Here is an 11,817-nt window from a genome sequence, read left to right on the forward strand (position 1 = left end):
GCCATACTTTGTTGTGATTTGGTATCTGACTGATAATCTGTACAAAACACTGGCAAACAGGACGTTGTGTGGCTTCATTCCAATTTAAAAACCGGCTTAGCGAAGCTGAAACCTGGATTCTGGCCAATCCCAATCCACCACAGACATGGCCATGGACCTGGCTCTATAAGGCTGGGCGCACCGCCTATGCACTGGTGCGGGATATTATCGCCGGCAACCTGACCCTTCACGCCATGAGTCTGGTGTATACCACCCTGCTGAGCATCGTGCCGCTGCTGGCGCTGAGCTTTTCGGTGCTCAAGGCCCTGGGCGTGCATCAGCGCATGGAGCCTTTTCTGTTCCAGTTCTTTCAGCCCATGGGCCCCCAGGGTGTGGAGATTGCCGATCAGATTCTGGGGTTCGTAGACAATATGAAGGTAGGGGTTTTGGGCTCCGTGGGCCTGGCATTGCTGGTTTATACCGTTGTGTCGTTGGTGCAGAAGATCGAGCGCTCCTTCAACATGATTTGGCGGGTGCCGGATATGCGCTCCATGGCCCAGCGCTTCAGCAATTACCTCAGCGTTATCATGGTGGGCCCGTTATTGATGGTGTCGGCCATCGGTATCAGTGCCACGATCTTCTCGTCCGCGTTTGTGCAGGCGCTGATGGAAATCGAACCTTTCGGTTCCATGATCATCTTCGCTACCCGTTTCACCCCGTTCATGCTGGTGGTCGGGGCGTTCACCTTTGTGTACGTGTTTATTCCCAATACCCGGGTGAAGCTTCGTTACGCCTTTATCGGTGGCCTGGTGGCTGGGATTTCCTGGCAGGCTGCGGGTATGCTGTTCGCCTCCTTTGTGGCCGGCTCCGCCAAGTACGCAGCGATCTATTCCAGCTTCGCCATCGGCATCATTCTGCTGATCTGGCTCTATCTGAACTGGATCATCCTGCTGTTGGGCTCCAGCATTGCGTTTTATCTGCAGAATCCCGGGGCGGTGGCCAAGCGCAGCCAGGTGAGATTGTCGCCGGAACTGCAGGAAAAAACCGGCCTGGCGCTGATGTGGCTGGTGGCAAAGCCATTCAGCGAGGGCCGGCCGGCGCCTCAGCAGGAGGAGGTGGAGCAGCAACTCAGGGTGCCAGGTGAGGTCACCCGTGGAATCAGTGACAAGCTGATACGCGCACGCCTGCTGACACTGGCGGGGCGCAATGGCGATTGCCTGGCACCCGGCCAGTCGCTGGATCGGATTACCATTGGCAGCGTGCTGCAGGCCATTCGCCACGATGAGGACCGGGTGGCGGACCGGCTGCCCTATGTGGTGCCCCGCAGCCTGATGGCCCGTGCTCCGGAAGACGAATCGGTTTCCTTTGCCGAATTGCTGAAGCATGAAAAGGAGAACGGTCCCGCGGGACGCTAGGCGCGGGTTTTGGCCCCGGCCTCCAGGATATCGAGAATGACCCGGCGTACCCGGGTGAACTGTTCACCGGAGAGGTGGATAATCCGCAGCACATCTTCCTCCGGCATGTTGCGCTGGTGAGCGTGGCGCAACACTTCCCGGGTTCCGATAATAATGCCGTCGTTCAGCGGTGTGTGCTTTTGCTTCGGAGCGGGCCGCTCCGCCGCCAGCAACTGGGCATGGTATTTGGGCGGAAGGTTCCATTCAGTGGCCAGTAGTTGTGACGTGGCCCACTGATAGCGGGAGAGCGCGTCGTGGATCAGCGAGGGAGGTGGCTCTGTCATTCCCGGTACCGCCCTGCACAATCGCTGCAGCTCTCGCCGGAGGGTGATGTAAGAGAGCGCTGGCAGCAACCCCGCCATAAAATAGACACTGGTATCCTGGCCCTGAATCTTCGCAATCAGTTCCGCACTGCGCGCACAGGTGAGGCCCCAGCGCCATACACGCTGGGCAAAGAGGGCTTCTCGGCTGTTTCGTGCGGCCATCATCGGGCGCATGATGGCCGCGGAAATAACATTGCGAATGCCGTCCAGGCCCAGGATAAAAACCGCCTGATCCACCGAGTCGATGGACTGGTCGCCGGGGCGGAAGTAAGGGCTGTTGGCAATCTGCAGCAACTGGTCGGTCAGCGCCGGGTCGTTGAGGATGATCTCGGTCAGGTGGTGGCGGTCCGATTTATCATCGGAGAGGGCCCGCATCAGCATTGGCAGGGTCATCGGCTGGCGCGGCAGTTCGTCCAACTCCTGGTTGACAATCCGCCAGCGCAGCTTTCCCAGTATGCTCTCCCATTGCCCCGTCTCCGAGCGTAATGCTGCGGGGGGTGAGTCCAGCAACCAGCAAAACAGGTGCTCTTCCAACTGGTCGACCAGGGCCGGGTCTGTATCCGGGTTGTCCATGGCGGAAGCAACCGGGTTGAGCAAGCGGGATTCGGGTGCTGATACGATTGCTGGCTCGTCGGAAGAGAGTAACCTTGAAATCCAGGAGAGAAAGCCTGGCATCCGATGCCTCCGGGAAAAGAATAGTCGCCGGGAAATACACACCCGTATACCGCGAGTATAGAGCGCAGTGTCGGTTATTCCCAGTGCAAACCGCTATAACTACCGGGTTTCCGGCACTAAAAATCAGAAAACCGAGCCGCCGAACACAAAGACCAGTTGGCAGACACCGGCAGCGAACCCCAGGAAGGCGCCGACCAGTATCAGTTTGATCTCATCTTCCTGGAAACAGGGGCGCAGTAGGTCCTGGAATTCCTCGGAGGAGAGGGCGATCATGCGTTCAACCATGATGCTCTCCACAGCCCGCGCCCGGTCTGTTTCGAACACGGGGTTGTTGAACGAGGTCTGCGAAATATCGATGGCCTTCTGGCCCACCTGGTTTTTCAAGGTGGCGAACCCGGTGGGGCCAAAGGCCATCTGGGTCAGGGCTTTGCCCATGCCGGCGGTTTCATCCACCAGGGGCTTGATGTGTTTCTTGACCATGTTGCGAGCGCGACCGCCTTTCGGGCCTTCCAGTATGGCGTTGATGATATTGCCGACGGTGAGGATTTCATGGGTCACGATGTGGCAGAAGGATTCGGCCACTTTCTGTTGGCGCTTGAGGAACAGCCCCTGCAGCCGGAATGGCCCGATTTTTTTCTCGTGCAGCGGGCGGAAGATCACGTTGAGTGCAATCCAGTTGGTGGCCCAGCCCACCATCAGGCCGAAGAAGGGCAGTACCCACCAGCTCTGGTAGTAGTACCAGACGGTCATTTGCACCAGTCCGAAGAGGAAACCGAAGTAGAAGCCGGAGTTGATGATGAAGCGGAATTCCACTTCGCCGCATTCTATGAAGATCCGGTTCAGCAGGCGTTTGTCCTTGGCCAGGCGTTCGATAACCATGCTTTTGATGTCGAGCAGGTCTTCGATGTTGTCGGATACGTCGCCTACCAGGTTGTCCACCAGTTGCGGGGTGGACTTTCTTACCCGGTCGTAGACCATGTTTCTGGCGGAGGATGGCAGGTTTTCCCAGAAGGTGGGGTATTCCCGCAGCATGAGTTCGTCGACGTATTCTTCGGTACGGGGTTCGACGGTGCAGATGATGTGGGCGGCGAGTACGTCGGGGTCGATCTGCTGGAAGATTTCCCGTACGGTGCCGATTTTGGAGATGGTGGCGTCGACGCTGATGGCGGCCATTTTGCGGGCTTTGGAGGGGATGATGCCTTGCCAGCCCAGTAGTGGGGGTTTGCCGATGAACTCCAGGGGATAGAAGGTCATTTTGATGGCGAGCCAGTTGGTGGTCCAGCCAATCAGGGCGGCAATGACCGGGATACTGAGGTATTGCCAGAATTCTGGGGTGCTTAGCAGGCTTGTCATCCGGTACTCGCAGTTTCTTTATGGTTTTTGCTTGGGTGCCTGAGCGCACGGGTGGGCGTTTCTGAAACACGCTGTGAATACATCCCTGTACGCTCGGCTCCGCCATCCATGGCTCCGCACAGTTTTGGAGAACCCTCCCCGTAAACCAGCCCAAACCACGGAGATGTCTTCAACAGCTTTTGGCCTTTTCAGTTCGACAGCCTTGAGCCGTCGCAATTTGAAAGCGATCATGTTGTCAGTCGCCGCTTCTGTCAATGACTTGGCTGCCAGCTTGGGACGGCGGCACGGTCGGAATCTGTCAGCTTCCGATGTCTCCCCACAACCATTGGCACAAGGCCATGGCGGCGACCGGGGCGGTTTCTGTTCGTAAAACACGCGGGCCGAGGGCGACGGGGAGGAAGCCGGCGGTTTCGGCGGCGGTGATTTCTTCGGGGCTGAGGCCGCCTTCGGGGCCGATCATCAGGGCGATTCGGGCGGGTTTGGCCAGGGTGTCCAGGGACTGTTCGGTGCGGTGGTGGAGGACCAGGCGCAGGTCGCAATCTCCGGTGTGGTCGAACCATTCCGTCAGTGTCATGACCGGCAGTATTTCCGGCACCCGGGCGCGGCCGCATTGTTCGGCGGCGCTGGTGGCAACGGATTGCCAGTGGCGCAGGCGTTTGTCTTCACGGTCGCCTTTGAGTTTTACGTCGCAGCGTTCGGTGGTTAGGGGCACGATGCAGGTGACGCCCATTTCCACGGCTTTCTGTACCGCGAAGTCCATTCGGTCGCCCTTGGAGAGGGCCTGGCCGAGGACGATGTCCAGTGGGGATTCGGTGGTGTTTTCCACCGGCGTTCCGATCCGGACTTCCACCCGTTTTTTCCCGGCGTTTGTGATGCTGGCGGGGTAGTCATTGCCATCACCGTTGAACAGCAGCAGTTCCTGGCCATTCTGCATGCGCAGTACGCGGCCAACATGTTGCGCCGCGCTGTCGTCCAGTTCGGCCGGGGCCCCCTCGCTCAGGGGGGAGTCGGTGTAGATTCGGGGGATGCGCATTGGTGGTTTCCGTCAGTCCCGTACTGCGATTTCGATGCCTTCTGTAGCCACCTGGGCCAGATGGCGGATCTGTTCTTCGGTGATGACGTAGGGTGGCATGAAGTACACCACGTTGCCCAGGGGCCGCAGCAGTGACTGGCGGGTGAGGGCGTGCTGGTATACGCGGATGCCGCGGCGCTCCTGCCAGGGGAAGGGCTCTTTGTTGGCTTTGTTCTTCACCATTTCCACGGCCAGGGTCATGCCGTGCTGACGGATGTCGCCCACGTTGGGGTGGTCTGCCAGGTGGGCCACTGAGTCTGCCATGCAGGTGCTCAGGCGTTTGTTGTTTTCGATCACCTTGTCGTCGCGGAAAATGTCCAGGGTCGCCAGAGCGACAGCGCAGCCGATGGGGTTGCCGGTGTAGCTGTGGCTGTGCAGGAAAGCCTTCAGGGTTTCGTAGTCGTCGTAGAAGGCGTTGTAGACATTATCGGTGGTGAGCACCACGGACAGCGGCAGGTAGCCGGCGGTCAGGCCCTTGGACAGGCACATGAAGTCCGGGGTGATGCCGGACTGCTCGCAGGCGAACAGGGTGCCGGTGCGGCCGAAGCCCACCGCGATTTCGTCAGCGATCAGGTGCACACCATAGCGGTCGCAGGCTTCGCGCAGTTTGGTGTGGTAAATGGGGTGGTGCATGCGCATGCCACCGGCGCACTGGATCAGGGGCTCGACGACCACGGCGCAGATTTCGTCGTGTTTTTCCGCCAGTAGTGCGTCCATGGCCTCGAACTGTCGCAGGGCGTATGCCTCGTCGGTCTCACCCGGTTCTTTGTTGAAGGCATCCGGGGAGGGCGCCGTCAGTACTTCCATCAATAACGGTTGATAGGTGTCCTTGTAGAGCGCCACATCACCCAGGGCCAGGGCGCCCAGGGTTTCTCCGTGATAGCTGTTGCTCAGGTTGACGAAGTTTTTCTTGCCGGGTTTGCCGTGGTTTTTCCAGTAATGGAAACTCATCTTGAGCGCCGCTTCGATCGCCGACGAGCCGTTGTCGGCGTAAAAGCACTTGTTGAGGCCTTCCGGCGTGACTTCGATCAGCCGTTCGGACAGATTCACCACGGGCTCGTGGGTAAACCCGGCGAGGATGACGTGCTCCAACTGGCCAATCTGTTCCTGAATTGCGGCGTTGATTCTGGGGTTGGCGTGACCAAACAGGTTAACCCACCAGGAACTCACGGCGTCGATGAAACGGTTGCCCTCAAAATCCTCCAGCCAAACGCCTTCACCCCGTTTGATCGGAACCAGCGGCACGGCTCCTTCATGGTCTTTCATCTGGGTGCAAGGGTGCCATACGGATTTGAGGCCGCGGGCGACGAGGTCAGCATTGCGCATGATAAGTCTCCGTCAGACGGTCGGGTTCTGTCAGATTCCGATAAATAGTCGGCTGTTAACCAGTGCGGATATTACAGTTAACAGCGGCCGCTGACCACTATGCCAACTGCCAACGACCGGCGGGCCAATGTGCCTACAGTGCTCATCGCCCACAATCAGGCCATTCTTTTACGGAGGCCTTTATGGAACTGGAACTGAGACATTCTTACGATGCCGGCCTGGACCGGGTGCTGGGTGCCTTCTTCGACGAAGCCCACATCCAGGAGAAAAACCAGCGGCTGGGTTCTCGCAATGTGCGGATACCGGAACTGACCCGCGATGAGCTGTCCGCAAAGGTGGTGGTGGAGCGGGAAATGATGGCTTCCACCGAGGTGCCCGGCATTCTCTCCAGTTTTCACAGGGAGTGGAGCCGGGTGCGCCAGGAGGAACACTGGTTCCGCAAGGACGACGGCGAATGGCACTGCGAATTCCGGGTGCGGATTGAGGGGGTGCCAGCGAAGATCAAGGGCAATATGCGACTGCAGGGCACTGATCAGGCGTGCATAAATTACGTGACTCTGAACGTCTGGTGCGAAGTGCCGTTACTGGGCAAGAAGATTGCGCGGTTTCTGGCGGATGATTCCCATACCAAAATCGAGAAGGAGTACAGGATCACCCGCCAGTTGCTTTAGACCAAAAGGCGGGGCGATATCAGTGCGCCAAAACCCGGCTCAGGAATGCCTGGGTGCGTTCATTCTGCGGGTTGTCGAACACATCCGCGGGCTTGCCTTCCTCGACAATCTGGCCTTCGTGGATGTAGATCACGCGGTCGGCCACTTCCCGGGCGAAGCCCATTTCGTGGGTGACCACCATCATGGTCATGCCTTCCTTGGCCAGTTCCCGCATCACGTCCAGCACTTCGCCGATCATTTCCGGGTCCAGTGCCGAGGTGGGCTCGTCGAACAGCATCAGTCGTGGTTCCATGGCCAGGGCGCGGGCAATGGCTACCCGCTGTTGCTGGCCGCCGGAGAGCTGGCTGGGGTACTTGTCAGCCTGGCTGCCGATGCCCACGCGGTTCAATAGCCGTTCCGCGGTGGCGTTGGCGGTGGTCTGGGAGGCGTCCTTGACCTTCATGGGCGCCAGCATGATGTTCTTCTTTACCGTCAGGTGCGGGAAGAGGTTGAACTGCTGGAACACCATTCCCACTTCCTTGCGGATTTCGGCCAGGGCTTTCGGGTTGCCGCTTTTCGGCGCCAGCTCATTGCCGTCCACCACCAGTTTGCCGGACTCGAACTCTTCCAGGCCGTTGACGCAGCGGATCAGGGTGGATTTGCCGGAGCCACTGGCGCCGATAACCACCACCACTTCGCCGGCTTCAACGGTCAGGTCAATTTCCTTGAGGACATGCAGGGTACCGAAGTACTTGTTCATGCCCCGCATATGCACGATCTGTGTCATGGGTACCTATCCTTCAGACAGAAGCCAGTCCGCGCCGCTCTATGAGGCGGAGCACGAGAGAGAGGGAGAGGGTAATCGCGAGGTACATTATAGCCACCACGAAGTAGACCTCGAAGGCGGTAAAGGTGTTGGCGATATACACCTGGCCCTGACGAACCAGTTCACCCACACCGATCACCGAGAACAGTGAGGTGTCCTTGATGCTCACGATCGCCTGATTTCCCAGTGGCGGGATCATGCGGCGGAAGGCCTGGGGCCAGATAATCGACCAGAAGGTCTGGGAACGCGACAGCCCAAGGGAAAGGCCCGCTTCGGTCTGGCCCTTGTCGATGGACTGTACGCCGCCCCGCACAACTTCGGAGATATAGGCACCGGAGTTCAGTGCAATGGCCGCGATGCCGGCGGTCAGCGGGTCGATGGGGCCGCCTATCAGGTCGGGTAAACCGTAGAAGATGAACAGCACCTGCACGAGAATCGGGGTGCCGCGAAAGATTTCGATATAGGCCGTGGCGGGCCAGCGAAAGAACCACTTCTTATTGATACTCAGCAAACCGAAAATGATACCGAGCACAAAGCCGATGGCAAGGCCGCCAAAGGAAATCAGAAGGGTGTAGGGAACACCTTTAAGCAGGTAGGGAATCGAGTTAATGGCTGCTTGCCAGTCAAACTGAAACTGGAATTCCACAGTGGATGTCTCCGTTGCGTGGGGAGTTGCCAGCCGGGGCGTTGTGCGCCCCGGCTGTGGTCTTCAGTTTTACATGTCTTCCGGCATGGGGCCGAACCACTTCTCGTAGATTTCCTTGTAGGTGCCGTCTTCCTTGATGGACGCCAGGGCTTCGTTAACGTCATCCACCCACTCACTGCCATCTTTCAGGGCAATGCCGTACTGCTGGCCTTCGTAAAGCTTGCCAACGGTTTTTACCTTACCTTCGCCTCGGGTTTTGGCGAAGTAGCCAACGTTGGGCGCGTCGTAAAAAACGGCGTCAACAGCGCCTGACATCAGGGCCATGTACATGTCCGAGCTGCCCGGATACGGGGTGACACCGTCGTCTTCATCCAGGGTTTTCATCAGATAGTCGTAACTGGTGCTACCGATTTTGGTGCCGATTTTCTTACCTTCGAGGTCGGAAATTTCCTCAACCTTCTCGTTGTCCTGGCGCACCATAATCCGCAGGCCGGAGTCGTAATAGGGGTTAGAGAAATCAACGATTTCCTCACGTTCCTCGGTGATGGTGATACCGGCAATGGCGATGTCCACGTTGCCTGTCTGCAAGGCAGGGATGATGCCGTTGAAGTCCATGGTGTTCAGGTCGATCTCAAAGCCGGCACGGTCTGCTACTTCGCGGATGATCTCCATGTCGAACCCGATCATCTCGCCAGTTTCCTGATCCATCATTTCGAAAGGAACGAAGCTGGGGTCGGTGACAACGCGCAGGGTCTCGGCGTTGACGGTTCCTGCTGCAACGGTGAATGCCAGACTTGCGCCAACCGTTTTAAGCCATTTGGTGCTCATACAATCTCCTGTTTTTACTTTTGTTGCCCGTGCACCTGGTGAAGTGCTCCGGAAATGCAGGCTGATCAAGCCGGTTCTTTCCGGGGGCGGTTTGTGGAACTGCAACCTTTATACTCTAGACCATTAACCGGAGAAATGCAGAAAATCAAATGGTTGGAGGAGGGGAGTTCGTCGGGGGGTGTCGGATTACGGCTTCGCCTAATCCGACCTACGGTAGCTGGAGAGATTGCAGAATGCAGGTCGGATTAGAACTGTAGGTCGGATTAGGCCCGCAGGGCCGTAATCCGACACAAGCGGGCTCATCAAAAAGCAATCTTCTCCCGCTCCCCAATACCCAGATTCTTCCAGATACTGACACTGGGCTCAGCCTGGTTCAGGGTATAGAAGTGCAGCCCGGGCGCACCGGCGGCAAGCAGTTTTTCACACATGCGGGTAACCACTTCCTCTCCGAACTTGCGGATGCTGTCGCTGTCGTCGCCGTAGGCTTCCAACTGCTTGCGGATCCAACGGGGGATTTCCGCACCGCACATGTCGGAGAAACGGGTCAGGTTGGAGAAGTTGACGATGGGCATGATGCCCGGCACCACCGGGATGGTGACGCCCAATTTTTCCAGCCGGTCAATAAAGTAGAAGTAGCTGTCCGCGTTGAAGAAGTACTGGGTGATAGCACTGTTGGCGCCGGCTTCGACCTTGCGGGCGAAGTTCTTCAGGTCATCTTCCGCGGTTCGGGCCTGGGGATGAAACTCCGGGTAGGCTGCCACTTCAATATTGAAGGTATCGCCGCTGTGCTCACGGATGAAGCTCACCAGCTCATTGGCGTAGCGCAGTTCACCCGCCGCCCCCATACCGGAGGGCATGTCGCCCCGCAGGGCGACGATGCGGTTGATGCCGTTTTCACGGTAAATATCCAGCAGTTCCGCAATGCTGTCGCGGGTGGCGCCCACGCAGGACAGGTGTGGTGCCGTGGAGACACCCCGTTTATGCAGGTCCAGCACCGTCTTTACGGTGCGGTCCCGGGTGGAGCCGCCAGCGCCGAAGGTGACCGAGAAAAAATCCGGGTCAACATCGGCCAGCGTATTGCGCACGCCCTGCAGTTTTTCCCAACCCTTGTCGGTCTTGGGCGGGAAAAACTCAAAGCTGAAGCGGCGTTTGAACTGTTTCTGGGTTTCCATGCTGCTACTACCTGATCAGTACTTGTAACTTTCCGGCTTGTACGGGCCTTCGACCGGTACACCAATGTATTTCGCCTGCTCCGGTGTCATTTTGGTGATCACGCCACCAAAGCCTTCCACCATGGCACGGGCCACTTCCTCATCCAGCTGCTTGGGCAGAACCTGAACATAGATACCCTTCTCGCGGGCGTCCTCCGGAAGATCGGCAAACTTGCGCTCGAACAGGTGCATTTGCGCCAGCACCTGGTTGGCGAATGAGCCGTCCATGATCCGCGACGGGTGGCCGGTGGCGTTACCGAGGTTCACCAGGCGGCCTTCGGACAGCAGGATCAGGTGGTCGTTGGTGGCCTTGTCGCGATACACCACGTGCACCTGCGGTTTGACCTCGTCCCACTCCCAGTTCTTGCGCATATAGGCGGTGTCGATTTCGTTGTCGAAGTGGCCGATGTTGCACACCACGGCACCGCTCTTGATGGCCTTGAGCATGTTGGCGTCACACACATTCATGTTGCCGGTGGTGGTCACCAGCAGGTCGGTGTTCTGCAGCAGCGCCTTGTCCACGCCCGCTTCGGTGCCGGTGTTTACACCGTCCAGGTATGGGGACACTACCTCGAAGCCATCCATGCACGCCTGCATGGCACAGATCGGGTCGGCCTCGGTGATCTTGACGATCATGCCTTCCTGGCGCAGGGAGGCCGCAGAACCCTTGCCCACATCACCATAGCCAATCACCAGCGCTTTCTTGCCGGCCATGAGGTGGTCGGTGGCGCGCTTGATGGCGTCGTTCAGGCTGTGGCGGCAGCCGTACTTGTTGTCGTTCTTGGACTTGGTCACCGCATCGTTGACGTTGATGGCCGGCACCTTGAGCTTGCCGTCACGCATCATTTCCTGCAGGCGATGTACGCCGGTGGTGGTTTCCTCGGTCACGCCATGGCACTTGGCCAGCACTTCGGGATATTTTTCATGGAGCAGGGCAGTCAGGTCGCCGCCGTCATCCAGGATCATGTTGGGTTCCCAGCCTTCCACGTCGGCACCAACGGTGCGCTCGAGACACCAGTCGTACTCTTCGTCGGTTTCGCCTTTCCACGCGAACACGGGTACGCCACGCTCGGCCATGGCGGCTGCGGCCTGGTCCTGGGTGGAGAAGATGTTGCACGATGACCAGCGTACGTTGGCGCCGAGTTCGATCAGTGTTTCAATCAGTACGGCGGTCTGGATGGTCATGTGGATACAGCCCATGATGTTGGCGCCTTTCAGCGGCTGCTCGGTTTTGTACTTCTCACGGAGCTTCATCAGGGCGGGCATTTCGCCCTCGGCGATGTTGATTTCCTTACGGCCCCAGGCCGCCAGCGAAATATCACGGACCTTGAAGTCATCGGATTGGTTCAGTTTTTCTGCTGGAGTGCTCATGGTGTTGCTCCTGTCGTTTCTTTAGCCTCGGTGGTTGTTTCCGTGGCCTCTCAATTCGGTGTGTCGGCGGTGGGGGGATTCTCTCCCCGGAAACGCTACGAGC

At 58.3% G+C, this 11,817-nt stretch carries 11 protein-coding genes; 2 read left to right on the top strand and 9 right to left on the bottom strand.

The features are described from left to right. Nucleotides 1-68: 68 nt before the first annotated feature. A complete protein-coding gene (locus tag NLU14_RS06040; protein ID WP_275705281.1) occupies nucleotides 69-1,394 on the top strand; it encodes a YihY/virulence factor BrkB family protein in 1,326 nt (441 codons plus the stop codon). Here the strand turns inward: NLU14_RS06040 and NLU14_RS06045 are convergent. The 4 genes from NLU14_RS06045 to NLU14_RS06060 form a co-directional block, all read right to left on the bottom strand. After that, entirely contained in the window at nucleotides 1,391-2,431 is a 1,041-nt protein-coding gene (locus NLU14_RS06045) for an HDOD domain-containing protein (protein WP_275705282.1), read from the bottom strand. The two genes, NLU14_RS06040 and NLU14_RS06045, sit on opposite strands and share 4 nt — an antisense overlap. Nucleotides 2,432-2,554: 123 nt before the next feature. After that, nucleotides 2,555-3,784, bottom strand: coding sequence for a DUF445 domain-containing protein (locus NLU14_RS06050; protein WP_275705283.1), 1,230 nt, complete (start codon nucleotides 3,782-3,784; stop codon nucleotides 2,555-2,557). Nucleotides 3,785-4,082: 298 nt separating this feature from the next. After that, nucleotides 4,083-4,817: a 16S rRNA (uracil(1498)-N(3))-methyltransferase gene (locus tag NLU14_RS06055; protein ID WP_275705284.1), complete on the bottom strand. Its 735-nt coding sequence runs from the start codon at nucleotides 4,815-4,817 to the stop codon at nucleotides 4,083-4,085. 12 nt (nucleotides 4,818-4,829) lie between these two features. Next, a complete protein-coding gene (locus NLU14_RS06060) occupies nucleotides 4,830-6,182 on the bottom strand; it encodes an adenosylmethionine--8-amino-7-oxononanoate transaminase (protein WP_275705285.1) in 1,353 nt (450 codons plus the stop codon). A gap of 182 nt (nucleotides 6,183-6,364) precedes the next feature. Between NLU14_RS06060 and NLU14_RS06065 the strand changes: the two genes are divergently transcribed. Next, nucleotides 6,365-6,853, top strand: coding sequence for a DUF2505 domain-containing protein (locus NLU14_RS06065; RefSeq protein ID WP_275705286.1), 489 nt, complete (start codon nucleotides 6,365-6,367; stop codon nucleotides 6,851-6,853). A 19-nt stretch (nucleotides 6,854-6,872) separates the two neighbouring features. Here NLU14_RS06065 and NLU14_RS06070 read toward each other — a convergent pair whose 3' ends face one another. The 5 genes from NLU14_RS06070 to ahcY form a co-directional block, all read right to left on the bottom strand. Beyond that, a complete protein-coding gene (locus NLU14_RS06070; protein WP_275705287.1) occupies nucleotides 6,873-7,619 on the bottom strand; it encodes an amino acid ABC transporter ATP-binding protein in 747 nt (248 codons plus the stop codon). Nucleotides 7,620-7,632: 13 nt separating this feature from the next. Continuing rightward, complete coding sequence (locus NLU14_RS06075; RefSeq protein WP_275705288.1) at nucleotides 7,633-8,304, bottom strand: amino acid ABC transporter permease; 672 nt, start codon at nucleotides 8,302-8,304, stop codon at nucleotides 7,633-7,635. A 69-nt stretch (nucleotides 8,305-8,373) separates the two neighbouring features. Further along, nucleotides 8,374-9,132, bottom strand: a complete 759-nt coding sequence (locus tag NLU14_RS06080) for a transporter substrate-binding domain-containing protein (RefSeq protein WP_275705289.1) — start codon at nucleotides 9,130-9,132, stop codon at nucleotides 8,374-8,376. Nucleotides 9,133-9,434: 302 nt separating this feature from the next. Then, on the bottom strand, nucleotides 9,435-10,304 hold the full coding sequence (gene metF, locus NLU14_RS06085; protein ID WP_275705290.1) for a methylenetetrahydrofolate reductase [NAD(P)H]: 870 nt from the start codon (nucleotides 10,302-10,304) through the stop codon (nucleotides 9,435-9,437). Nucleotides 10,305-10,319: 15 nt separating this feature from the next. After that, nucleotides 10,320-11,714: an adenosylhomocysteinase gene (ahcY, locus tag NLU14_RS06090; RefSeq protein WP_275705291.1), complete on the bottom strand. Its 1,395-nt coding sequence runs from the start codon at nucleotides 11,712-11,714 to the stop codon at nucleotides 10,320-10,322. Nucleotides 11,715-11,817 lie beyond the last annotated feature (103 nt).

The organism is Marinobacter iranensis (assembly GCF_029207565.1).
Lineage (GTDB): Bacteria > Pseudomonadota > Gammaproteobacteria > Pseudomonadales > Oleiphilaceae > Marinobacter > Marinobacter iranensis.